Origin of the sequence: Shinella sp. M27 (assembly GCF_049199905.1) — a bacterium.
Taxonomy (GTDB): domain Bacteria; phylum Pseudomonadota; class Alphaproteobacteria; order Rhizobiales; family Rhizobiaceae; genus Shinella.
The window spans coordinates 119088-142281 of sequence record NZ_JBLZPK010000008.1 but is presented as its reverse complement, the minus strand read 5'-3'; the positions used below and the strand labels follow the sequence as shown (position 1 = coordinate 142281).

The window sequence follows — 23194 nt, the reverse complement described above, 5'->3', positions numbered from 1 at the left end:
TGACCTATTTTCAGGCGGCGTCCGCGCTTGTGAGAGGTAACCACCATATTTTCCTACATAATCCGCCGCTCGGCCATTCTGCTGCTGTCGGTCGTCATTGCTGCCGTCATCCTCTTCGTGCTGCTGCGCCTCCTGCCGGGCGATCCTGCGAACGCGCTGGTCTCCGTCGGTGCGGATGCGGCGCAGATCGAGGCGGCGCGCAAGCAGGTTGGCTCGGACCTGCCGCTCTATGAACAGTTCCTGCGCTTTGCCGGCAGCCTGGCACGCTTCGATCTCGGCAATTCCTTCGTCTCGGGCGCGCCCGTTCTGGCCGAGATCGGCAAGCGCCTTATCGTTACCGTGCCGCTGACGCTGCTCGCCTTCGTCGTTGCTGTCGCGATCGCCGTGCCGCTCGGCATCCTCTCGGTGGTGCGCCAGAACCATTGGTATGGCGGGCTGATCTCCGTCGTCTCGCAGCTTGGTATCGCCGTGCCGGTATTTTGGATCGGCATCCTTCTCGTCACTCTCTTCGCGGTCAATCTGCGGCTTTTCCCTTCTGGCGGCTTTCCCTCGCGCGGCTGGCAATCGCCCGGTGTCGCTTTGCAGGCGCTCGTCCTGCCGGTCGCGACCATCGCCATCGTCATGTCGGCTTCGCTGATCCGATATGTGCGCTCGGCGACCCAGGACGTACTCGGCAGCGATTACCTGCGAACGGCGCGTGCGCTCGGAGCGACCTTTTCCGAGGCGCTGATCCGTCATGGCGTCCGCAATGGCGCGGTGCCGGTGATTTCCGTGCTCGGCATCGAGCTGGCCTCCACGCTGCTCGGTGCGGTCGTGGTGGAGCGGGTCTTTGCGCTGCCGGGCCTCGGCTCCATGCTGCTGCTCGGCATCGAGCAGCGCGACTATCCCAATGTGCAGGGCGTGCTCTTCGTCTCGACGCTGCTGGTCCTGCTGCTCGGCTTTGCCGCCGATCTCCTCCAGCGCCTGATCGATCCGCGCCTGCGTGGCCGCATGGTCGGAGGTGCGGCATGACGGTGCCCAAAACGCTTGGCACACGCGTGCCGCAAAAGTCCGCGCTGCCCTGGCCGCTCGTCGTTGGTGGCCTGCTGGTGGGGCTTCATGTCGTTGTGGCGCTGCTCTCGCTCGTCTGGACGCCCTATGGCGTCGGCGACATGGTGGGCGGCCGGCTCGAGGGGCCGTCGTTCCTTCATTGGGCCGGTACGGACCGGCTCGGTCGTGACCTGATGACCCAGATCATGATCGGTTCGCGTATCGCGCTCGTCGTCGGTTGTGGTGCGGTCTTCCTCGGCGCGTTGATCGGCGTTACCGTCGGCGTGTTCGCCGCCTTTGCCACGCGCACGCTCGACGATGTGCTGGCGGCCGCCCTCGACATTCTCATCGCCTTCCCGACGCTGCTGCTCGCCATGCTGATCGTCGCCTCCAGCGATGGTGCAAGCCTCGGTACTGCGATCCTCGCCATCGGCATTGCCGGGTCTGCCATCGTCGCCCGGCTGACGCGTATCCTCGCCAAGCGCATTCTTGCGATGGACTACATCACCGCCGCGCGGATTTCCGGCACCTCCTGGCCCGCCATCGTGCGTATTCATGTCCTGCCCAATATCTGGCCGACGCTGATCGTCAATTTCGCGCTTCAGTTCGGGCTTGCCGTCATCGCCGAGGCGTCGCTCTCCTATCTCGGTCTCGGTGCCCCGCCGCCGAATGCCTCCTGGGGACGGCTGCTGCAGGAGGCGCAGGCCTCCGTCTATACCGCCCCCTTCGGCGCCATCGCACCCGGCCTTGCGCTGGTCTCGCTGGTCATCGGCCTCAATCTCTTTGCCGATGGCCTGCGTGACGTCGCCGACCCGACCCGCAGGAGAAGCCGGTGAGCGCCTTGTTGTCCGTCGAGAACCTCGACATCGGCGCCGCCGGGCGCACGCTCGTCTCCGGTGTGTCCTTCTCGATCGCCGCCGGGGAGCGGGTCGGTCTGATCGGCGAATCCGGCTCCGGCAAGTCGCTGACGGCGCTCGCGGTGCTGGGCCTTTTGCCGGACACCATGCGCGTCGGCGGCTCGATCCGCCTCGACGGGCATCAGGTGATCGGCGCGCGCGACCGCGATCTCGTGCCGTTGCGCGGCGTCAGCATCGCCGCCGTGTTCCAGGAGCCGATGACCGCGCTCGACCCGTTGATGCGGATCGGGGATCAGGTCGGAGAGGTGGTGCGCCGCCGTGCTTTCCGCGATGGCGAGAGGCTGAGAAAGAGCGAGGTGCGAACGCGTGTCCTCACGCTTCTCGACCGTGTCGCTCTGCCGGAGCCTGAGCGCATCGCACGAGCCTATCCGCATGGCGTTTCCGGCGGGCAGCGTCAGCGCGCGGCCATCGCCATGGCGCTTGCCTGCCGGCCGAAACTTTTGATTGCGGACGAGCCGACGACGGCGCTCGACGTCACCACCCAGGCCGAGGTGCTAAAATTGCTTGAGGGGCTGGTGCGTGACGAGGGCATGGGGCTTCTGTTCATCAGTCACGACCTGCCGGTCGTCGCCACCATCGCGGAACGGGCGCTGGTGATGCGCCATGGCGAGCTGATCGAGGCCGGCCTGGTCGGTCCGCTCTTCGAGCATCCCGCCCATCCCTATACGCAAGGTTTGGTCGCGGCCGCTCGCGCCTTTGACAAAGCCCTGGAGACCACCCTGTGACGCTGCTCGACCTCTCCAGTGTTTCCTTCGGCTACACGAAGACGAAGCCGGTGCTGCATGGCATCGACCTCACCGTGACCGCCGGCGACAATCTCGGCATCGTTGGGGAATCCGGTTCCGGCAAGACGACCTTGCTGAAGCTTTTGCTTGGGCTGGAGCGCGCCTCCACGGGTGCGATCGCATTTCGCGGCAATTCCCTCGATACGTCCGACCGCGCCTTCATGCGTGGCTTCCGACGCAACGTGCAGGCGGTGTTCCAGGATCCCTATTCCTCACTCGACCCGCGCCAGCGTGTCTTCGACATTATCGCGGAGCCGCTGCGCTCCCTCAAGGTCGACACCGACATCGCCGCGGCGGTAATGCAGGCCCTCAAGGATGTCGATCTGCCCGCCGATGCCGCCGTGCGCTACCCCCACGAATTTTCCGGCGGCCAGCGCCAGCGGATCGCCATCGCGCGGGCAATCGTCGCGAAACCCGACCTGATCATCGCCGACGAAGTGGTGAGTGCTCTGGATCTGACGACGCGCACCCGTATCATCGATCTGCTGCGCATCCTTTCTGAACGAATGACTTTTATCGTTGTTTCGCACGATATCGCCCTCGTGGCTCTGCTGTGCCAAAGACTGGTGGTGCTGGAAAAAGGCAGGATCGTCGAGCAAGGCGCGACCCGGGAAATCCTTGCCCGCCCTAAGCATTCCTATACCCAAAAACTGCTTGCCAGCACGCCAAGGATGCCGGGCATCCTGGGCGGCTAGACGGGGCGAACGATCCCCACTTTTTCATCGGGCGGCAAAGAGATTTCCTGAGGTTTCGGCCTCCACACGCAGAACCGGGCCTTTGACGACGAGGCTAAGATGAACGGAAGCACACTTGCGAGGTTTCGTCGCCCGCGCAGTGATTGAAAAAATGATGCGGCTCGGTGGGTTTCAAGCGCTCAAGTTTTGTTGTGATTTCAGGTATTTTCGCCTGCCATCACCGTTTGTATTGGCCTGCAGTGGTCGTCGCAGTGCTTTTGGAGTGTATGTTCCGAGCGCCGTGATTTTAAGGCCTGCCGGTGCTCGCGGTTTTCGAAAGCACCGTTGGAAGGATAGGGGCGCATCTGCTCGGCCAGCCGCTTGGCGCCTGACGGGTTCTTGACAAAGAACGACCGAGCGTATTTCAATCCTCTGTAATAGGCGGGAATTGTTATCCCGCCGTCTCACATGACTTCGTTTGTCGAAGGGCAATAGCGCCCACAGCGGCCCGGTTTCCGGGGCTTCCCGCTGTGGGCTTTTCGTTTTGGTGGCTGATGCAGGAAAGCGTGAAGATCGGCATCCTTTATTCGACCTCCGGACCCTATGGGGCGATGGGGCGGGATGCGCATGCCGGCGCGGAATTCGCCTTTCACGATTATTGTGCCCGTGGCGGGTCCGAGATCGAGCCGGTGTTCTTCGATCCGCGCGCCGATCTCTCGGCCTATCTGGAGGGCGCGCGCAGCCTCATTCGGGATCATGGCTGCCGGCATATCGTCGGCACCATCACCTCTTCGGCGCGCAAGGAGGTCATTCCGCTCGTCGAGAAGCACGATGGCCTGCTCTGGTACATGTGCCCTTACGAGGGTTTCGAGGCGAACGAGAACGTCATCTATATCGGCGGCTGCCCGAACCAGCACCTGATCCCGCTCTTCGACTATCTGCTGCCGCGGCATGGCGCGCGGCCCTATCTCGTCGGCGCGAACTATGTCTGGGGCTGGGAGATGAACCGGTTGGCGCGCGAGCTGATCCACAATGCCGGCGGCACGGTGCTCGGCGAGCGCTATCTGCCGCTAGAGGAAACCGCCGTCGCGCGCATCGTCGCCGATATCGCCGAGAAGCGGCCGAGCTTCGTGCTGAACAATCTCGTGGGGCCGTCGAGTTACGCCTTCCTTGCCGCCATGCGCGAACTGGGCGAGCGCGACCCGGCCTTCCTGCCGGAAAACTGCCCGGTCGCCAGCTGCGACCTGCAGGAATGCGAACTCGGCGATATCAGAGACGGTGCCGCCCTCGGCCAGCTCTGCGCCGCCTCCTATTTCGATACGCTCGACACGCCTGATAACAAGGCTTTCAAGGCTCGGCTGACAGCCTGGAACGGCGGCGAGCGTGTCGTCTCCAGCCTTTTTGCCAGCGCCTATACGGCCGTCAGCTTGTGCATCGCCGCCATCGAGGCCGCCGGTTCCGATGCGCCGGAGCGTGTGCGCACAGAAGTTCTCGCCCGCGACTGGCCGTCGCTGTTCGGTGCCATGCGGGTGGATGCGGCGACCAATCATGCGGCACTTCCCTTCCTGCTCGGCCGTATCAACGATCGCCGCGGCTTCGATGTCATCGCCTCCACGACGGCACTCGCCGCCGACCCCTATCTGACGGGTACATCCAGCAAGCCGGCACCGCGCTTGAGGGTCGTGTCATGACGACGAGGACCCCGAATTTCACCGGCTGGCGCGCCGTTATCCTCAGCGAGGCGGATAGCAACACGGATCGCCTGCGCCGCCAGCTCGGTCTGCTCGGCATATCAGTCTCCATCCAGTGGACGCCGCTTGCGGCGGCCGACCTGCCGGATTTGGTCCTGATCGACGCCGATCGCGGCTGGGACGAGCTTTTGCCCTTTTCCGATGCCGCGCCGGCCTGCCCGGTCGTGGCGCTGCTCGGGTCGGAAGCACCGGGCCGCATTTCCTTTGCGCTGCGTCACGGTGCCGGGGCGATCATTCCCAAGCCGGTCGCGGCCTCCGCCGTCTATCCGGCGCTGGTGCTTGCCGTTTCCATCCATGCCGAGCGGATGGAGGCAAGCCGTCGCATCGCCCATCTCGAAGAGCGGCTGAAGCTCAGGCCCATCGTCTTCGCTGCCATCGTCCGTCTCAAGGCCGAGCGGCACATCGATGACGAGAAGGCCTATGCCATCCTGCGTGACTGCGCCATGCGCCGCCGCATGCCCATCGAACAGCTTGCCGCCGTCTTCCTCGGCGGTTCCGAAACCCTGCGCGAGGTCGGTTGATGCGGGTCCTGAAGGAATTATGCCGCCAGCCCGCCGCGGTTTTCGGCCTGATCATTGTGCTCGCTGTCGTCTTCGCGGCCATCGCCGCGCCATGGCTCGCGCCCTACGAACCCGATAACCAGATGTTCGACGGCCTGACGCTGGAAGGTGCGCCGATGCCGCCCGGCGAACAGTTCACGCTCGGCACGGATACGCTCGGGCGCGACCTGCTTTCGCGCCTGCTTTATGGCGCGCGTACCTCGTTGATCATCGGTCTTGTCGCCAATGGCATCGCGGTTGCCATCGGTCTCTTCGTCGGCGTCATCGCGGGTTACATGCGTGGCTGGGTCGGCGGGCTGCTGATGCGCTTCACAGACCTGATGATGGCTTTCCCCGCGCTGCTGCTCGCCATCGTGCTCGCCGCCATTCTGAAGCCGAGCCTGTGGATCGTCGCCATGGTGATCGCGCTGGTCAACTGGGTGCAGGTGGCGCGCATCGTCTATACGGAGACGCGCGGTCTGGTGGAGCGGGATTTCATCATGGCCGAACGGGCGCTCGGTGCCGGCAATGCCCGCATCGTGCTGCTGCATGTCCTGCCACATCTCGTGCCGACCGCCATCGTCTGGGGCACGCTCGGCATCGCGACGACCGTGCTGCTCGAGGCGACGCTCTCCTTCCTCGGCATCGGCGTGCAACCGCCGCAGCCGTCCTGGGGCAACATCATCTTCGAGAGCCAGAGTTATTTCCAGGCTGCTCCGTGGCTCGTCTTCTTCCCTGGCGCGGTCATCCTGCTGACGGCGCTCGCCTTCAACCTGGTGGGCGATGTGCTGCGCGACATCCTCGACCCGACCCAGCGGGGCCGCGGCTGATGGCGACGCTGCTGGCAAAACGCCTCGTGCAGTCCTGCCTGATCCTGCTCGGCGTGGCGGCCATCACCTTCGTGCTGCTCTATGCACTGCCGGCCGATCCCGCGCGCATGCTGGCCGGCCGCAGCGCGACCGCGCAGACCGTGGAGAACATCCGCCGAGAACTCGGCCTCGACCAGCCGCTGCTCACGCAGTTCCTGCACTATCTCGGCAATCTCCTCCAGGGCGATCTCGGACGCTCCTATGCCCAGAAGACCGAGGTCGCGACGCTGATCGCCGCCCGCCTGCCGGCCACACTGACGCTGATGGCAGCCGGCATTTTCGTGGAAGTGCTGCTCGGCCTCACCTTCGGCATCGTCGCGGCGCTGAACCGCGGCGGCGCCATCGACCGTATCGTCATGGCCTCCGCTTTCGTCGGCGTCTCCGCACCGCAATTCGTCGTCGCGCTGCTGCTGCTCTATGTCTTTGGCGCCACGTTGGGCTGGTTTCCGATGAGCGGCTACGGCACGGCCGCCCATGTCGTGCTGCCCGCCATGACGCTCGGAATTCTCGGGGCCGGTTGGTATGCGCGCATGGCGCGCTCGGCGATGATCGACGTCTTGAACCAGGATTTCATCCGCACCGCCCGCGCCAAGGGGCTTTCCGGCCGCCGCGTCGTGCTGCGCCATGCGCTGCCCAACGCCATCCTGCCCATCGTTGCGATGATCGGCATCGATATCGGCCAGTTCATGGGCGGAGTCGTGGTGGTCGAGGCGGTTTATGGCTGGCCGGGCATCGGCCAGCTCGCCTGGCAGGCCATTCAGCAGGTCGACATTCCCATCATCATGGGCGTCACGCTCACCTCCGCCTTCGCCATCATCGTCGGCAATCTCGTCGCCGATCTGATCGCGCCGATGATCGATCCACGCATCCGTTCGCATTGAAACCAAAGGGGAACTTTAAAAATGTTCAATCGCTGGATTTTGACCACCACGACGGCGGCCGTGCTCGCCTTTTCTCCGTTGCTGGCCCATGCCGAAACGCCCGCCCAGGGTGGTGAGATCGTCGTGACCTACAAGGACGACATCACCACGCTCGACCCGCATATCGGCTATGACTGGGTCAACTGGTCGATGATCAAGAGCCTGTTCTCGCGTCTGATGGACTATGAGCCAGGCACCGCCAATCTCGTGCCGTCGCTTGCCGAAAGCTTCGAGGTCGCGCCCGACGGCCTCACCTATACGTTCAAGCTGCGCAAGGGCGTGAAGTTCACCAACGGCCGCGAGATCGTCGCCGGCGACGTGAAATATTCCATTGAACGCGCCGTCAATCCGAAGACGCAGGGCCCTGGTGCCGGCTTCTTCGGCGCCATCAAGGGCTTTGACGACCTGACGGGCGGCAAGTCCGAGCTGCTCTCGGGCATCGAGACGCCGGATGATCAGACCGTCGTCTTCAACCTCTCGCGTCCCGATGCGACCTTCCTGCATGTCATGGCGATCAATTTCGCCTCCGTCGTGCCGAAGGAGGCCGTCGAGGCCGCGGCCGGTGATTTCGGCAAGAAGCCTGTTGGTTCCGGCTCGCTCATCCTCAAGGACTGGACGATCGGCCAGAAGCTCGTGTTCGAGCGCAACCCCGATTATTTCGTCAAGGATGTGCCGCATGTCGACAAGGTGACGGTCGAGGTCGGCCAGGAGCCGCTGGTCGCGCTGCTGCGCCTGCAGAAGGGCGAGGTCGACATTGCCGGCGACGGCATTCCGCCGGCAAAGTTCCTGGAGATCAAGAACTCGCCCGAGGGGGCGGCGATGATCGTCGACGGCGAGCAGCTGCACACCGGCTACATCACGCTCAACACCAAGGTAAAACCCTTCGACGACGTGAAGGTGCGCCAGGCCGTCAACATGGCGATCAACAAGGAGCGCATCACGCGCATCCTGAACGGCCGCGCGACCGCCGCAAACCAGATCCTGCCGCCGCTGATGCCGGGCTACGACAAGGCCTTCACCGGCTATGCCTATGATGTGGAGAAGGCGAAGGCCCTGCTCGCCGAAGCCGGCCATCCCGATGGTTTCGAGACGGTGCTCTATTCCACGAACACCGATCCCCAGCCGCGCATCGCCCAGGCGATCCAGCAGGACCTCGCCGCGATCGGCATCAAGGCCGAGGTCCGTGCGCTGGCGCAGGGCAACGTGATCGCCGCCGGCGGCACGGAAGGCGAAGCGCCGATGATCTGGTCCGGCGGTATGGGCTGGATCGCCGACTTCCCGGATCCGTCCAACTTCTACGGTCCGATCCTCGGTTGCTCGGGCGCGGTCTCGGGCGGCTGGAACTGGCCGTGGTACTGCAACGAGGCGATCGACAAGCGCGCCGGCGAGGCCGACGCCATGTCCGATCCGGCGAAGGCTGCGGAACGCCAGGCGGCCTGGGGCAAGCTCTTCACCGACGTCATGGCGGATGCTCCCTGGGTGCCCGTCATCAACGAGCGCCGCGTCGTGGCAAAGTCGCTCCGCATGGGCGGGCCTGATAATATCTACATCGACCCGACGCGCGTCATCAATTACGACGCGATCTTCGTGAAGCCGTAAGCCTTTGCTATCGCTCTCCCCATTTCGGTGGGGAGGGCTTTCCAAGAACACTATGACGGGAGGCTTTCATGTGCGTCGCCTGCACCCATACCATCCACCGCGCGCAGCATAATTTCGGCTGGAACCGCGACTTTCCGCCGGCGCTGACGGCCAAGCCCGGCGAGACCATCTTCTTCGAATGTCTGGATTCCTCCGGCGGCCAGCTCGGCAGGGATGCGACGCTGGAAACGCTCGCCGCGCTCGATTTCGGCAAGGTGAACCCGGTTTCCGGCCCCGTCTATGTCGAGGGTGCCGAGCCTGGCGATGCGCTGAAGGTGACGATCCGCAAGTTTCATCCCTCCGGCCACGGCTGGACGGCCAATATTCCCGGCTTCGGCCTGCTCGCCGACCAGTTCAAGGACCCGGCGTTGCACATCTGGTCCTACGACACCGCCTCCATGGCGCCCTCGGCCTTCGGCCCCGGTGGCCGCGTGCCGCTGAAACCCTTTACGGGCACGATCGGCGTGGCTCCCGCCGAAGCCGGCCTGCATTCCGTCGTGCCGCCGCGCCGCGTCGGCGGCAACATGGATATCCGTGATCTCACGGCCGGTGTGACGCTCTATCTGCCGGTCGAGGTGGAGGGCGCGCTGTTTTCCGTCGGCGATACCCATGCCGCGCAGGGCGACGGCGAGGTCTGCGGCACGGCCATCGAAAGCCAGATGAATGTCGAACTGACGCTCGACGTCGTGAAGGGCGCCAATCTGCAGACGCCGCGCTTCACCACGACCGAGCCGGTGACCCGCCATCTCGATGGCGCCGGTTACGAGGTGACGACCGGCATCGGCCCCGACCTGATGACGGGCGCACGCGAAGCGCTGATGCGCATGATTGACCTGCTCGTCGCCGAACATGGCTACAGCCCCGTCGATGCCTATATGCTCTGCTCGGTCTGCGGCGATCTCAGGATCAGCGAGATCGTCGACATGCCGAACTGGGTCGTCTCCTTCTACTTCCCGAGGATCGTCTTCGCGTGACTTCCAGCAATGCCGCTCCGGTTCTCTCCGTCCGCAACCTCTGCGTCGATGCGCGCACGCCCGAAGGGCTGAAGCGCATCCTCGACGGGGTGAGCTTCGATCTCGCCGCGGGCGAGACGCTCTGCCTTGCGGGGGAATCGGGGTCGGGCAAGTCCGTGACCTCGCTTGCGATCATGGGGTTGCTGCCGAAGGCGTCGCTGAAGGTCTCCTCGGGTGAAATCCGGCTGGAGGATCGCAACATCATCGGCATCCCGCACCGCGCGCTCAGAAAAATCCGCGGCGGCGAGATCGCGATGATCTTTCAGGAGCCGATGACCTCGCTGAACCCGGTCATGACCATTGGCGACCAGATGGTGGAGGCGATCCGCGAGCATCGCGAGGATGTTTCCGAGGGCGCGGAGAACATTGCCCGCTCCATGCTCGATGCCGTGCACATGAGCGAGCCAGCGCGTCGGTTGAAGCAGTTTCCGCACGAGCTTTCGGGCGGCATGCGCCAGCGCGTGATGATCGCCATGGCGCTCTCCTGCCGCCCCAAGGTGCTTATCGCCGACGAGCCGACGACCGCCCTTGATGTGACGGTGCAGGCGCAGATCCTGACGCTGATGCGGGAGCTGCGGCGCGAATTCTCCACGTCCATCCTGATGATTACCCACGATATGGGCGTGGTCGCGGAAATGGCCGACCGGGTGGCGATCATGCAGCAGGGGAAGATCGTCGAGCAGGGCGATGCGCTCCACATCTTTGCGCGCCCGACCGAGCCTTATACGCGCCAGTTGCTGGCGGCCGTGCCGCGCCTTGGCGCCCATGCCGGCACCGATGCGCCGCCGCGCCTGACGAAGGCCGCAGCACCTGCCGCTGAAAAGCCGGTACTGGTGGTCAAAGACCTCAGCGTCACCTATGGCGCGCGCGCCGGCTGGTTCAACCGGTCGCCAGCCGCACCGGCAACGGTCAGCGGCGTTTCCTTCTCCATCAAGGCCGGCGAGACGCTCGGCCTTGTCGGCGAAAGCGGTTCGGGCAAATCGACCACCGGCAAGGCGGTGCTGAACCTCATTCCCTTCGAAGGCAGCGTCGAGATCGATGGACGCGAAACGGCCGGCTTGAAACCGGCGGCCATGCGGCCGGTCCGCCGCATGGCGCAGATGATCTTTCAGGATCCCTATGCCTCGCTCGATCCGCGCATGACGGTCGGTGCGGCGATTGCCGAGCCGCTGGTCATCCATGATGTCGGCAATGCGTCCGAGCGGCAGGATCGGGTGGCGGCCCTGCTCACCCGCGTCGGCATGCCGACGGATGCCGGCAGCCGTTATCCGCACGAATTTTCCGGCGGCCAGCGCCAGCGCATCTGCATCGCCCGCGCCTTGGCGCTGGAGCCGAAGCTGATCGTCGCGGACGAGAGCGTGGCTGCGCTCGACGTCTCCGTGCGCGCCCGCGTGCTGGACCTGATGCTGGAATTGCAGGAGCAGATGGGCCTTGCCTATCTCTTCATCTCGCACGACATGGCCGTCATCGAGAAGATGTCGCATCACGTCGCGGTCATGCGTGGCGGGCGCATCGTCGAGATGGATACGCGCCGGCAGGTGTTCGAAAACCCCGCCGACGACTACACCCGCAACCTGATGGCCGCTGTCCCGATCCCCGATCCGACACGCTATCGTGACGGGCTACGCGTGATGTGATCGGGTTTCGTTGCGGCAGGGAACATGATCACGCGATAATTCTGGCCCCTCGGTGTGGAGGGCGATATCCGGACCATCCGAACGCTCGCCAAAACACGCCGATAACCGGAAACGTGCACGCCACCGGCGAGGATTTCGACGTTCGCGACACGCCGCCCAAGCCGGCAGCATGTGCCGTGAAACCTTCAGGACGGCCGGGCCGATTTTACTGGGCGATCGGCTTCAGCGAGTTGAAGATCGCGCCGATCTCTTTGCTGTGCGCCTTCTGTTCTTCGGTGCCGCCCCAATAGGTAATGACAAGGGTCTTGTCGGCATCGGCCACCAGTGCCGTCAGGCCGATGGTCACGGGGCCGTCGCTGTCCTTGCCCGACCAATAGACATTGTAGGCCTGCATGCCGTTGAGCTTGCCTTCCTCTTCCTTCTTGGTCGAATCGTCGACCGTGACATTCTGGCTTGCAAGATATTCGATCGCCTCCTTGACCGTCTCGCTGGTATCCTTGCCGTCCTGCGCGTCGATTGCGAAATAGACCGAGTCATCGTCGGCCTGGACCTCGATGCCGGTCTCGGTCGGGGTGGTTTTCCAGCCATCGGGAATGGTGATCGAGGCAACCGGCTCATCGGCCGGGAACTTGACGTCCGCGGCCTGTGCGGTGCCGGCGACCAGAAGCGTGGCGATAAGGATGGCATATTTCATGACGATGTCCTCCATAGTGAGCGCTGTTGCGTGAAGTCCAGTATCTGCCCAAAATACTGTCTGCTTTCATCGGGTTATGCTGCAGCCGGGTCGCTTCCCGGCCTGCGATCACCCGATAATATCGAAATCCGTCGCTGATATTTTCAAACCGGTATCAAGCGTGGCGAACTGGATGGCCGCGCCCTTGCCGGACCCGTCGGCGTCGTACCAGAGCTTGCCGGTCTTGGTGTCGTAAATGATCCGGTCCGTCTCCGCATGCGCCTGGCTGCCGATGTAGAAGGACTTTGCCGAGAGGTCCCCGACCTTGCCGGCCTTGGTGAAGATGTCGTTGTCGAGGAAGATCGTATCGTCCTTGACGGAGAAGTCGTCGATCGTGTCGATATTCGCAGTGCCGAGCTTGGTGTCGAATACGAACGTATCCTTGCCGGAACCGCCGACCAGCAGGTCCCTGCCAAGCCCGCCGTAAAGCCTGTCGTCTCCGGCGCCGCCCTTCAGCGTGTCGGTTCCGTCAGCGCCCTTCAGGATGTTGGCGAGCCCGTTGCCGGTGAGGATATTGGCAAGGCCGTTGCCGGTGCCGTTGATCGCCTTCGAGCCGGTCAGCGTCAGGTTTTCCACATTGGCGGCAAGTGTATGCGAGACGGAGGCGAAGACCGTGTCGGTGCCCTGCTTTTCCGCCTCGATCACCTTGTCGCCGCTGTGGTTGACGACGTAGGTATCGTTGCCGCCGAGCCCGCGGAAGGTGTTGGCGCCGGCCGTGCCCTTGAAGGCATCGGCGCCCGACGTGCCGGTATAGCCGTCGATGACCAGGATGCCGGTCGGATTGACGATGGCGCCGCTGAGATTGGCATTGTTTCCGGCGGTATCGCGGATGGTCGCGCCATTGAGGCTGATCCCCCTGGCGGTGAGATCGCTCGACGTCTCCTCCAGCCCGACCGTATATCTGAACACCAGCTTCGTGGCGGTGGAGACGGCCGCATCGTAGACGGCCTTCTCGCCATTGCCGAGCGTCAGCACCAGCTTGCTTGCATCGGTGATCGTCACCGCTTCGCTCAGGGCAATGCTGAACCGTGCGGTTTCGCCCGTCGTCAGCGTGCCGGAACCGCCGCTGATGCCTGGACCTGACGTTGTGATCTTGGTCACCGTCGGCGCGGCCTTGTCCAGCGTGAAGGTGAGGCTGCCGGCCGAGGAAACATTGCCCGCCAGATCGGTCTGGAGGATTTTTACCGTATGGCTGCCATTGGTGAGAGCGTTCGGATTGTAAGTGCTGGATGCCGTGCCGCCATCGACGATGTAGCTGAGCGTCGCGCCCGTTTCTTTGCCCGTGATCGTCAGGGCGCCGTTGTTGGTGATCTTGTCGGTCGCGGATTTACCGGTGTCGGCGGTCAGGGCGAGCGTCGGCGTGGCGGGTTTGGCGCGGTCCAGCGTGAAGGTGATGCTGCCTGTGGAAACGTTGCCGGCCGCGTCGGTCTGGATGACCTGCACCGTATGGGTGCCATTGGCAAGCGCGCTCGGGTTATAGGTGGTCGAGGCCGTTCCGCCATCAACGATGTAGCTGAGCGTTGCGCCGCTTTCCTTGCCCGAGATCGTCAGAGCACCGTTGCTGGTGATCTTGTCGGTCGCGGATTTACCGGTGTCGGAGGTCAGGGCCAGCGTCGGCGTTGCGATGGACTTGTCGAGCGTGAAGGTGAGACTGCCGGCCGAGGAGACGTTGCCGGCCGTGTCGGTCTGAAGGACCTTTACCGTATGGCTACCGTTGGCAAGCGCGTTCGGATCGTAGGTGCTCGATGCCGTTCCACCGTCGACGATGTAGCTCAGCGTCGCACCGCTTTCCTTGCCTGTGATCGTCAAGGCACCATTGCTGGTGATTTTGTCGGTGGCGGACTTGCCGGTGTCAGAGGTCAAGGTGAGTGTTGGTGTCGTCGGTTTGCTTCGGTCGAGGGTGAAGGTGATGGTGCCATAAAAGAAGGAGACGTTGCCGGCTGCATCCGTCTGCTTCATCTTGATCGTATGCTCGCCGTCACTGAGTGCGGTCGGATCATAGGTCGCCGTCGCTGCGCCGCCGTCTATGATGTAGCTCAGGGTTGCGCCGTCCTCCACGCCCGCGAGCGAGAGCGTGGCGTCATTGGTCACAAAGTCGTTTGAGGCGCTGCCGTTGTCATTGGCGAGGTAAGACTCCGGCGAGCCGATCGTGAGGTCGTATGTGAAGGAAACGGTGCCGGCCAACGAAACATTGCCGGCCGCGTCCGTCTGGAGGACCTGTACGACATAGTCGCCGTCGTCGAAAGTGCTCGAATCGTAGGTGCTCGAGGCTTCGCCGCCATTGACGATGTAGCTCAGGGTCGCCCCGTCTTCCACGCCTGTTATCGTCAGCGAGCCGTCATTGGTCAGGCCGTCCGATGAGGATGTGCCGCTGTCGTGGGTGAGCACGACCGTTGGCGCTACCGGCCGGGTCGCATCCACGCCGCGCCCGGTGTCCGCGCCGTCGGCGGTGGAAACCGTCGAGCCGTCGAAAGGCGATCTGCCGTGTGACGTGTTCAGGAGGACCGCAACGGAGGCGTTCGCCCTCGTTGCGAGGATATCGAGCTTGCCGTCACCATTCACGTCGGCAACGGCGACGGAATACACCTGGTAGCTGCCGCCCACGGCGATCTCCGTCGAACCGGAGAAACCACCCGTGCCGTTGCCCAATAGGACGGAGACGGATTTGCCGGTCTGGTTGGCCGTCACGACATCGAGTTTACCGTCGCCGTTCATGTCACCAATCGCGACGGAAATCGGACCGCCGCCCACGCTCATTTCCGTCGAGCCGGAGAAGCCGCCGGCACCATCGCCCAGCCGCACCGAAACGGTGGCGCCGGCCTGGTTCACCGCCACGATGTCAAGCTTGCCGTCGCCGTTCATATCGGCAGCGGCAACCGAATACGGATCACTGCCCACGACGACCTCGGTCGAGCCGGAAAACCCGCCAGCGCCGTCGCCCAGCCGCACCGAAATGGTGTCGGTTTCCATATTCGGAGCGAGGATGTCGAGCTTGCCGTCGCCATTCACATCGGCAACGCAGATAGACGGCGCCGTGCCGATGGGGATCTCGGTCGAACCGGAGAAATTGCCGGTGCCGTCACCCAATCGCACCGAGATCGTATAGTCGTAATTCGGGGTCAGGAGATCGAGCTTGCCGTCGCCGTTCACGTCGGCTACGGAGAGGGAAAAAGGACCGTAACCGACGTTGATATTGGTCGCATCGGAGAAGCCGCCGTCACCATCACCCAGGCGGACGGATACGGAGCTGCTGTTGAAATTTGCCGTAAGGATATCCAGTTTGCCGTCGCCGTTTACATCGGCAACGACAACGGAGCGCAGACCGTTTCCCCCAGCAATATTGGTCGAACCGGAAAAGCCGCCTTCGCCGTCGCCCAGCCGGACCGAGACGCTGTTGTAGTTCGCTGTCACGAGGTCGAGTTTTCCATCGCCGTTCACATCGACCGCTCTGACCGAGCTCGGAGAAGAACCGACATCGACACTTGTCGGCGTCCCGAAACTCAGTTCAGCATCACGCCCGTCCACCGTCCCGTCGGTCGTGTCAACACCGGTGACGGATAGGTCGCTTGTGTCGCCATCGCCTTCCGCAATGGTATAGACGAATGTCGGTCGGCCATTCGTGTCGAACCCGGCAAAGACGGCACGGCCACCGTTGCTCAGCACCAGTTCCGGCTCGCCTGTCACGGTGACGGGCAGTTCGGTGGAGAGCGTGAACGTGATTTTGTCGCCGATCTTCAGCGTGCCGGTGTGATCGGTGCTGACGGAGATCTCCGTCGCGGCGGTTCTCTCGCCACCCAGGAGGACGGTCACGGAGCGACCGCTCAGATTGGTGACGACGATGTCCATCTTTCCGTCTTTGTTGACATCGGCCACCTTGAGGGTTTCGGGGCGATAGCCGACGGCGATATCCATCCCTCCGGAGAACCCGCCGGTGCCGTCGCCCCAACGAACCGAAACGCTGCTGGAAAAGGAGTTCCCGGTTATCAAATCCAGCTTGCCGTCGCCGTTGATATCCGCCACGACGACGGATTTGGGATCCCTATCGACGCTGACATGCGTTGCCGACGTGAAATGACCGGTGCCGTCGCCGAGCAATACCGACACAGTATTATAGTTACCGGTCAGCGCATCTAGCTTGCCGTCGCCGTTGACATCCGCGAGGGTGACGACGTTCGGATAGTTCCACGGATCGAGATCGTAGCCCGATTCGGTCGAGAAACCGCCTTCACCATCCCCCAGCAGCACGAACACTGCGGAATGGCCGCTGCTGGACGTCACGAGGTCAAGCTTGCCGTCGCCGTTCATATCGCCAAGCGCGAGAGAGCCAAAATAGAGGCTTGAAAGGGATGTATTGGTGGTAATGGACTGGAAACCGCCTTGGCCGTTCCCCAGAAAGACCGTGATCGAGAAGTTGTTGCCGACCGACACCGCATCCATGTGGCCGTCGCCGTTCACGTCGGCCGTGGTCATCGATACCTGACCCGGATAGACGTAGAGCGGGCTTCCGGCCTGATATCCACCCGCACCATTGTTGGTGAGCACCCTTACGACAGAGTCGTAATAACTCGCATAGATGACATCGAGATCGCCGTCACCGTCCAGGTCAGCCAATGTCGCCAATCCGCTGCTGGAGCCGGTGTTCGTCAAATCAAGAGCGGTCGATGTCGTGAAACTGCCGGTGCCGTCACCCAGTAGCACCAGAAATTCGTTCGTCGAACTGGCGGCTGTTACGACAAGATCGAGATTGCCGTCGCCATTCACGTCGGCAATAGCAAGGTCGTCGGGATAGGCGTCGAGGCTGACGTCCTGTCTGGTAAAGCTCGTGCTCATTATAGCCTCCCGAATAGGCCAGAGGGCCAGTCGTGATAGGGGTAAAACCAGGTTGGCCCTTTCGCGCGCCTGATGCGGGGACAGGCCCCGGCGTTTCGTCTTCAAGCAATGCGCGTTCGGGAATTCGTGCGTTTTTTAACGCGCCGGACCGTGATTTTCGCCGTCCATTTTTGACTGCTATGCCTCCGCCACTGCAAAAGCGGTTTGGAAAATGAGGAGCTTGCGCGCCTGCATCATCGCGTATTCCGAAAAGAAGCCGTGCGAAATCCACAGGGGCGAGTAGCCGCGGCGGCCGCTCCAGCCGATGCCGCCGATGGCTTCCGCTTCGGCGAATTTGCGGCTGGTATGCGCCCGCGAAAGGCTGAACGCGCGTGCGAGCTCAGCGATCGTGACGACATCCGTCAGGTGGCCGCCGGACCACAGGGTCTGCCGGTCGATGCCGGCCACGAGCCGGTCCATCAGGAGCCCGCCAGCGTCGGTCCAGGCGAAGATGCGATACAGCGGTCCCGGCATGCGGACATGCGGGTTTGCCAGGAGCCCCTCGCTGAGCGGCGGCATCAATAGGGGAAGCAGCCGGTCGGGGGCCGAGCGAAACCGCTCGCTTCGCGTGCCCGCGTCGACGCGGTCGAGGGCGGCGAGATGCATGTCGCACCATTGAACGAGGATCGCCAGCGCGTCCGGCGAGGGGACGACGACCAACTCCTTCGAGAGATCTCTTCCGGCCATGGGAAGGACGATGCCGTATTTGAGGATTTCGTCGAAGAAGGCGTAGGCCGTGTTGCGGCTGGCGATCAGATGTTTGAGCGCCGATTGTGCGATGGACCGTCGGGACATGCCCGCTCCGTCGGCGCCATAATGCCCGGAGAGCGCCGCAAGGGAGAGCAGCCAGCGCTGTTGCGTCGCAAAGAGGGCCGACGCCCGTGGCGCGCTCTCGTATCCGGCGACGAAACTCTGCGCTAGGAACCCGACCGCGTCCGGGAAGGTCGGGGCCGCCATAAGGCGGTCGGCGCCAGCCGCCGGTGCATGCAAAGCCGGCGGATCGACCCTTTCCTTGGTTTCGTCTTTCGTCACGGCCAGTTCGGTCAGCATCTTTCGTCCTCGGGGTATCCATGCGAATGGATAACCGGCTGGGATGGCGTGCGTCCTGAAGGCTATGCGGCTGGGTTCTAAAGTTTTCTGATATTTTTCTGAAGCGCGCCGCCGGGCTGTGCCTGGCGTTTCAGCATTCTGTTGACGGCCCGGGCGTGCGCTCACTATGGTGCGCTGCGTTCGAGGGCAGGGTTCGGGGGATCCGTGTACGTTTTTGCGGACTTCGTTCTGGATACGGACCGGGCCGAGTTGCGGCACGCCGACGGATCCGTGACGCATCTGCGTCCCAAGACCCTCGACCTGTTCAAGCTCCTGGCAGAAAACAGCCATCGTGTCCTCACCAAAGAGGAGCTGATGGAGGCGATCTGGCCCGGCATTCATGTCGGTGAAGACAGCCTCTTCCAATGTATCCGCGAAATCCGTCTTGCCCTCGGCGATACCAGGCGAGAGATGGTTCGCGTGGTCTCGGGTCGCGGTTATCTTTTTGCCCTTGATGTCACCAGCGAACACGTTGTCGGCGCCGAGCCGCAGAAGCCGGAAACACAGGACGACCGCAGATCGCACACCGGGCGGCTCCTTGTCGCGGCTGCGGCTTTCCTGCTTGTCGTCATTGCCGTAGCCGGCCTTGCGCTTCGTGGCGGCCGTCTCTCTACGCCGTCACGGCTGGTGGTCGTGTTGCAGCCGGTTGCGACTGTGGAGGCAGGTCCTGAGGGTGTGGCGCTCGCGCGCGACCTCACATCGGAACTGGTCAAGGGGTTTTCCCGGATCGACGGTATCGATCTGATCGTGCCGGAGGTCGAAGCGGCGCGGCAAGGCCAGACAGGACTGGACATGCGGAGCGCGTTGAAGCGCGGCCGGGGCAGCTGGGTCCTCCAGGCCCGGCTCATCGATGCCCAAAACCAGGAGATCAAAGCGGTTGCCGAGGTCGAGACGAGTGCGGGCGAAACCGACCGGCAACGTCTCGTCCAGCGCCTAGCAGCCGGCATCGGTTACCCGCTGGGCGTCCGGCTGAGTGGCCTTCAGGAGCCCGACGGGCGGGCGGCCGCCGTTACGTCCGATGTCGCCATTCGGCAGGCGGTCGCATCGATCAACCAGACGACGCGCGAACGCTTCGGCACGGCACGGGCCATTCTTGAACAATACCTTGCCGGGGATCCCGACAATGTCGAACTGCAGATCGCCCTTGCCGGGCTGCACCTGCGCGGAGTGCAGATGAATTGGTACGATCCGGCCCAAAGTGCTGCGGCCGAGCACGATGCGGATACCCTGCTGAAAAGCGCGCTCGCGTCGCGGCCATATTCACTGCCGGTGCTCGATGCCTATTGCCGTTTCCTGACCGTTACCAACCAGTTCACCGAAAGCCTCGTCGCCTGTGCCAGGGCGCTGACCGTCAATCCCTGGGACGGTGCAGCGCTCTACAATCTCGGTTTGACCCAGCTCCAGCTCGGCCGCTTCGACGACGCGCTGGACGGTTTTCTGGAGGCGGAGCGCTATGATACGCCGGAGGTCTCGCGCTGGACATGGCTGCTCGGCGCGGGCTGGGCAAACCTGCTGCTCGGCCGCAACGAGGAGGCTGTCACGTTCCTGGAGCGCTCGATTGCGATCACCCCCGGTTCCGGCCGGCCCTATCTCCTGCTTGCCGCCGCCCACCAGCGCCTGGGCCATGTGCGGGAGGCGAGGGAAGCGCTGGCGAAAGCCATGGAGATGCGTCCCGGCTCCACCGCCCGCAACGTCGCGCTGCCCACCCGCAACGCGAGTGAAACGTTCCTGGCGGCCGGCAACACCGTGCTCCGCACTCTCATCGAGATCGGCCTGCCGCCGGGCACGCCGCGATAAGTCACGAACCCGGACGCATGGCCACGGTCAGGACATGCGGCAGTAGCCGATCCCGCGCGCCAGCCAGCAGCCGACGCGAAGCCCTATGACGGCACCGGCCGCATCCCGCTCCACCAGTACGGTCCAATCGCCGGGTGCCGCCGCATCGAGGGCGCGGCGGCTGGTGATGATCCAGACGTCTTCCGCCAGCGCATACATGCGCTCCATCGGTCCCTTCCCATAGAGACCCTCGAAGACGGCAAAGGCTGCGCCGTCGCGTGCTTCGATCTCGAGATGGGCCTCCAGTTCCGCGGACCAGTAGCGGCCGGCGAGGGCCGTGGGATCGGTCCATTCGACCGGCTGGAGCCGGCGGGCATGAACGGTGAGGTTTTCGCTCTTCTGCTGCATGAGCAGCCCGTCGCCTTCCTTGCGAAGGGTAAAGCCCTGTCCGCGGGCAATGCCGTCGGCCGAAAGCGTCGCCCGCACGGGTGAGGGGCCGTAGTGAAGCTTCACGCCCGTCGCGTCCGCCACCGTGCGCACCACCAGTCCCTGGGCCTCGTCCAGCCATAGCCCATCCCAATCCGTGGGTGGCTGACCTTCAGCCTCAGCGTCGAGGCCAAGCGCGGCATCGACCAGCATCGTCGCGGCGTTGAAGGCGCTGGTGCCGTGGTTGAACATGACGACCACGGATAGGCGTTCCTCCGCGACATGCAGGCGATAGGAGCCGAAACCACGCAGGCCGCCGCCGTGGCCGGTGAATTCCAGGCCGTTATAGATGTCGCGTCGCAAACCGTAGGCATAGGTCGCCGGCGTGCCATCCGCATAGAAGGCGGGGGCGGAGAGGCGATTGTAGAGACTGTCCGGGTCGCTGCGCGTCGCGTCGATATGGCACTCCCAGGCGAGCATGTCGTCCAGCGATGCGGCAATGCCGGCATCGCCGAACCAATAGATGCCGTTGTCGGCCGGCAGGAAGCCGACATCGTCATTGCCCTCGTAGCCGATGACGCCATCGGGGGGCACGCGCGTATTCGGGGAGAGGATGGCCGTTGCCATGCCGGCCGGCGCAAACAGGCGCTCGGCAAGAAGATCGGCAAAATCGCGGCCGGTGCCGCGCTCGATCAGTTCGCCGAGAATGCGGAAATTGCCGTTGCTGTAGGAATAATGCGCGCCGGCCGGGAAATGGCCGCTCTTTGCGCTGGCGATGAGCGGCAGCGCATCCTCGCGGCGGAACTCGGTTTCCGGATAGGCGCCGTGCAGCACGGTCAGCGCCCAGTAGTCGCGCAGGCCCGACTGGTTGTGGCACAGTTCAGAGACGGTCGGCAGCCGCTCGCGATAATTGGGCAGGAAGTCGCGCACCTTGTCGTCCAGCGTGGCGGGATCGCCGAACTGGTCGAGCAGCAGCGCGCAGGTGAACTGTTTCGAGATCGAGCAGATCGGCAGGCGCGTCTGCGCCGTCATCGGCAGACGGCGATACATGTCGGCAAAGCCCGAGGCGCGCCGCGCCACGACCTTGCCGTCCTTGACGACACCGGCCACGCCTCCGGGGCCTCGAAAACGAAAGGGGAGGCGGTTCAGTGCCTTTTCGAGTGCCGCGATATCGAGGTCAGTCATTCCATAACCTGTCAAGCCGTCGCACGGAACGCGAAATGCGTCCAGCGCGTGCGCAAGAAATGCCAACAGATCTTGCTTGGCAAGAGCGGCACAGCCTTCCGCCGGGGAATAATTCGGGCGGGTGATCGGTGGGGAGATCGTGCAGAATTCTGCCACCTCTTCAAGGGAACCGAGCGGCCGACCGACAAGACGGACCATTCCTGCGTCTTCGCAGCCGGCGAAACCTTTGTGTTCTCCGCGGCCGCTAGAGCACGCCCGCTTCGATCGCATTGAGATAGAGAAATTCCGGTGCGCGCACACCGGCGATGCGCCTGATCTCGACGAGCTCCGGGGACTCGAAGAAGGCGCGGGCGGCTGGAAGCGAGGTCCAGCGGGAGAAATGCACGACGCGTCGTTCGTTACTCTCGCTGGCAAGGAGGCGGTATTCGATCTCCCCGGCTTCGCGCCGGATGGCGGCGGCATCGTCGAAGACCTGCTTCCATCGGCCATAGTCCTCGACGTCGTGCACGATAAGGACGAAGGCGCCATCTTCTGGCGCAGGAAATGCCGTCATATTTTTCCTCCAAAACGGATCGCCAGATCGGCGAGAAATCCAAGCCACATCGCGGCCAGGGCGATGCAGGACGCGAGATAGATGCGGAAACGGGTCCGGATCGTGTTCGGGCCGATATGGACCAGGCTGTGCAGCAGCCGCAGGGCGACGAAGACCCAGGCGAGGGTCACCTGCAGCAGGGTGGCGCTGCCGGTTTGCAGAAGGATCGGCACCAGCGCGAAATAGAGAACCGGCATTTCGAACAGGTTTGCCAGGTTTTGTGCCGGCCGCTCTACCGGGCGGAAATAACGCGCGACGCTTTCCCCATCGGCAAAATCAGCGCGCGTCGGCCTATGGCTGGCGACGTGACGAAGGCGCGCCCGCATCAGGACGAACCACACCGTGAAGACAAGCCCGGCAAGCGAAATCGTCGGCCAGAGGATGGGATGGAAGTCCTGGTTCATCCTGTCTGCGCCTCCCGCTCATGGATGTGGGTTCTGAGTCCATTTTTGATACTCAAGCCTAGCAGCTGGATTTCTTTTTGCAACCCAGCTATGTCTACGACGATGCAAAACAGCCATTTTCGCCATCGCTCGCCGATCCATCTCAGCCATTGCACGCTGGCTGAGAGTTTCGATTTTCTCGGGGATCGCTGGTCCCTGCTGATCCTGCGCAGCGCGCTGTTTGGCCTGCGCCGCTTCGAGGATTTTCACGGCGAACTCGGCATTCCCCGCACCGTGCTTGCGGCCAGGCTCAAGCGGCTCGTTTCCGCGGGGCTGATGGTGCGGCAGGATTACAAGGCGGCCGGCAGC

The 23194-nt window shown here is 63.7% G+C and carries 19 protein-coding genes; 13 read left to right on the top strand and 6 right to left on the bottom strand.

Features of this window, described 5'->3' with window-relative positions; translation table 11 throughout:
• Positions 1-60 precede the first annotated feature (60 nt).
• From ACOZK4_RS02885 to ACOZK4_RS02835, 11 genes are all read left to right on the top strand, one after another.
• Positions 61-1011 carry an ABC transporter permease gene (locus tag ACOZK4_RS02885; protein WP_421590379.1) on the top strand — a complete coding sequence of 317 codons (951 nt, stop codon included), beginning with the start codon at positions 61-63 and terminating at the stop codon, positions 1009-1011.
• Complete coding sequence (locus ACOZK4_RS02880; RefSeq protein WP_421590330.1) at positions 1008-1865, top strand: ABC transporter permease; 858 nt, start codon at positions 1008-1010, stop codon at positions 1863-1865. The genes ACOZK4_RS02885 and ACOZK4_RS02880 overlap by 4 nt, the downstream gene beginning before the upstream one ends.
• Positions 1862-2671, top strand: coding sequence for an ABC transporter ATP-binding protein (locus ACOZK4_RS02875; protein ID WP_313527538.1), 810 nt, complete (start codon positions 1862-1864; stop codon positions 2669-2671). The genes ACOZK4_RS02880 and ACOZK4_RS02875 overlap by 4 nt, the downstream gene beginning before the upstream one ends.
• Positions 2668-3426 (top strand): ABC transporter ATP-binding protein, encoded by a 759-nt coding sequence (locus ACOZK4_RS02870; RefSeq protein WP_421590329.1) that lies wholly within the window; start codon positions 2668-2670, stop codon positions 3424-3426. Before ACOZK4_RS02875 ends, ACOZK4_RS02870 begins: the two co-directional genes overlap by 4 nt.
• A 533-nt stretch (positions 3427-3959) precedes the next feature.
• Positions 3960-5096 carry a transporter substrate-binding protein gene (locus ACOZK4_RS02865; RefSeq protein ID WP_421590378.1) on the top strand — a complete coding sequence of 379 codons (1137 nt, stop codon included), beginning with the start codon at positions 3960-3962 and terminating at the stop codon, positions 5094-5096.
• Complete coding sequence (locus tag ACOZK4_RS02860; protein WP_421590328.1) at positions 5093-5677, top strand: ANTAR domain-containing response regulator; 585 nt, start codon at positions 5093-5095, stop codon at positions 5675-5677. The genes ACOZK4_RS02865 and ACOZK4_RS02860 overlap by 4 nt, the downstream gene beginning before the upstream one ends.
• On the top strand, positions 5677-6525 hold the full coding sequence (locus ACOZK4_RS02855) for an ABC transporter permease (RefSeq protein WP_421590327.1): 849 nt from the start codon (positions 5677-5679) through the stop codon (positions 6523-6525). The genes ACOZK4_RS02860 and ACOZK4_RS02855 overlap by 1 nt, the downstream gene beginning before the upstream one ends.
• The gene (locus ACOZK4_RS02850) at positions 6525-7445 is read left to right on the top strand and encodes an ABC transporter permease (RefSeq protein ID WP_421590326.1); all 921 of its coding nucleotides are present in this window, start codon (positions 6525-6527) and stop codon (positions 7443-7445) included. The genes ACOZK4_RS02855 and ACOZK4_RS02850 overlap by 1 nt, the downstream gene beginning before the upstream one ends.
• A 21-nt stretch (positions 7446-7466) precedes the next feature.
• Complete coding sequence (locus tag ACOZK4_RS02845; protein ID WP_421590325.1) at positions 7467-9083, top strand: ABC transporter substrate-binding protein; 1617 nt, start codon at positions 7467-7469, stop codon at positions 9081-9083.
• A gap of 68 nt (positions 9084-9151) precedes the next feature.
• Positions 9152-10096, top strand: coding sequence for an acetamidase/formamidase family protein (locus tag ACOZK4_RS02840; protein WP_421590324.1), 945 nt, complete (start codon positions 9152-9154; stop codon positions 10094-10096).
• A complete protein-coding gene (locus tag ACOZK4_RS02835; RefSeq protein ID WP_421590323.1) occupies positions 10093-11772 on the top strand; it encodes an ABC transporter ATP-binding protein in 1680 nt (559 codons plus the stop codon). Before ACOZK4_RS02840 ends, ACOZK4_RS02835 begins: the two co-directional genes overlap by 4 nt.
• A gap of 205 nt (positions 11773-11977) precedes the next feature.
• On the opposite strand, the gene ACOZK4_RS02830 is transcribed toward ACOZK4_RS02835, so the two are convergent.
• From ACOZK4_RS02830 to ACOZK4_RS02820, 3 genes are all read right to left on the bottom strand, one after another.
• Positions 11978-12466, bottom strand: coding sequence for a histidine kinase (locus ACOZK4_RS02830; protein ID WP_421590321.1), 489 nt, complete (start codon positions 12464-12466; stop codon positions 11978-11980).
• A gap of 108 nt (positions 12467-12574) precedes the next feature.
• Positions 12575-17335 (bottom strand): beta strand repeat-containing protein, encoded by a 4761-nt coding sequence (locus ACOZK4_RS02825; protein ID WP_421590319.1) that lies wholly within the window; start codon positions 17333-17335, stop codon positions 12575-12577.
• A 177-nt stretch (positions 17336-17512) separates the two neighbouring features.
• The gene (locus ACOZK4_RS02820) at positions 17513-18754 is read right to left on the bottom strand and encodes a hypothetical protein (protein ID WP_421590318.1); all 1242 of its coding nucleotides are present in this window, start codon (positions 18752-18754) and stop codon (positions 17513-17515) included.
• Between ACOZK4_RS02820 and ACOZK4_RS02815 the strand changes: the two genes are divergently transcribed.
• Complete coding sequence (locus ACOZK4_RS02815; protein ID WP_421590316.1) at positions 18695-20260, top strand: tetratricopeptide repeat protein; 1566 nt, start codon at positions 18695-18697, stop codon at positions 20258-20260. The genes ACOZK4_RS02820 and ACOZK4_RS02815 overlap by 60 nt on opposite strands.
• 27 nt (positions 20261-20287) lie before the next feature.
• Here ACOZK4_RS02815 and ACOZK4_RS02810 read toward each other — a convergent pair whose 3' ends face one another.
• From ACOZK4_RS02810 to ACOZK4_RS02800, 3 genes are all read right to left on the bottom strand, one after another.
• Positions 20288-21850 carry a D-aminopeptidase gene (locus ACOZK4_RS02810; protein ID WP_421590314.1) on the bottom strand — a complete coding sequence of 521 codons (1563 nt, stop codon included), beginning with the start codon at positions 21848-21850 and terminating at the stop codon, positions 20288-20290.
• A gap of 244 nt (positions 21851-22094) precedes the next feature.
• On the bottom strand, positions 22095-22403 hold the full coding sequence (locus tag ACOZK4_RS02805) for an antibiotic biosynthesis monooxygenase (RefSeq protein WP_421590312.1): 309 nt from the start codon (positions 22401-22403) through the stop codon (positions 22095-22097).
• Entirely contained in the window at positions 22400-22846 is a 447-nt protein-coding gene (locus ACOZK4_RS02800; protein ID WP_313527566.1) for an MAPEG family protein, read from the bottom strand. Before ACOZK4_RS02800 ends, ACOZK4_RS02805 begins: the two co-directional genes overlap by 4 nt.
• Positions 22847-22936: 90 nt before the next feature.
• On the opposite strand from ACOZK4_RS02800, the gene ACOZK4_RS02795 reads away from it, so the two are divergent.
• On the top strand, positions 22937-23194 hold a 258-nt coding region (locus ACOZK4_RS02795; RefSeq protein WP_421590311.1), incomplete at its 3' end, for a winged helix-turn-helix transcriptional regulator.

Excerpts from the sequence above, each read along its gene's own strand:
- ACOZK4_RS02880 (WP_421590330.1), top strand. The coding sequence starts at position 1,008 with ATGACGGTGCCCAAAACGCTTGGCACACGCGTGCCGCAAAAGTCCGCG.
- ACOZK4_RS02865 (WP_421590378.1), top strand. The coding sequence starts at position 3,960 with ATGCAGGAAAGCGTGAAGATCGGCATCCTTTATTCGACCTCCGGACCC.
- ACOZK4_RS02860 (WP_421590328.1), top strand. The coding sequence starts at position 5,093 with ATGACGACGAGGACCCCGAATTTCACCGGCTGGCGCGCCGTTATCCTC.
- ACOZK4_RS02855 (WP_421590327.1), top strand. The coding sequence starts at position 5,677 with ATGCGGGTCCTGAAGGAATTATGCCGCCAGCCCGCCGCGGTTTTCGGC.
- ACOZK4_RS02850 (WP_421590326.1), top strand. The coding sequence starts at position 6,525 with ATGGCGACGCTGCTGGCAAAACGCCTCGTGCAGTCCTGCCTGATCCTG.
- ACOZK4_RS02845 (WP_421590325.1), top strand. The coding sequence starts at position 7,467 with ATGTTCAATCGCTGGATTTTGACCACCACGACGGCGGCCGTGCTCGCC.
- ACOZK4_RS02840 (WP_421590324.1), top strand. The coding sequence starts at position 9,152 with ATGTGCGTCGCCTGCACCCATACCATCCACCGCGCGCAGCATAATTTC.
- ACOZK4_RS02830 (WP_421590321.1), bottom strand. The coding sequence starts at position 12,466 with ATGAAATATGCCATCCTTATCGCCACGCTTCTGGTCGCCGGCACCGCA.
- ACOZK4_RS02825 (WP_421590319.1), bottom strand. The coding sequence starts at position 17,335 with ATGAGCACGAGCTTTACCAGACAGGACGTCAGCCTCGACGCCTATCCC.
- ACOZK4_RS02820 (WP_421590318.1), bottom strand. The coding sequence starts at position 18,754 with ATGGCTGTTTTCTGCCAGGAGCTTGAACAGGTCGAGGGTCTTGGGACG.
- ACOZK4_RS02810 (WP_421590314.1), bottom strand. The coding sequence starts at position 21,850 with ATGACTGACCTCGATATCGCGGCACTCGAAAAGGCACTGAACCGCCTC.
- ACOZK4_RS02805 (WP_421590312.1), bottom strand. The coding sequence starts at position 22,403 with ATGACGGCATTTCCTGCGCCAGAAGATGGCGCCTTCGTCCTTATCGTG.
- ACOZK4_RS02800 (WP_313527566.1), bottom strand. The coding sequence starts at position 22,846 with ATGAACCAGGACTTCCATCCCATCCTCTGGCCGACGATTTCGCTTGCC.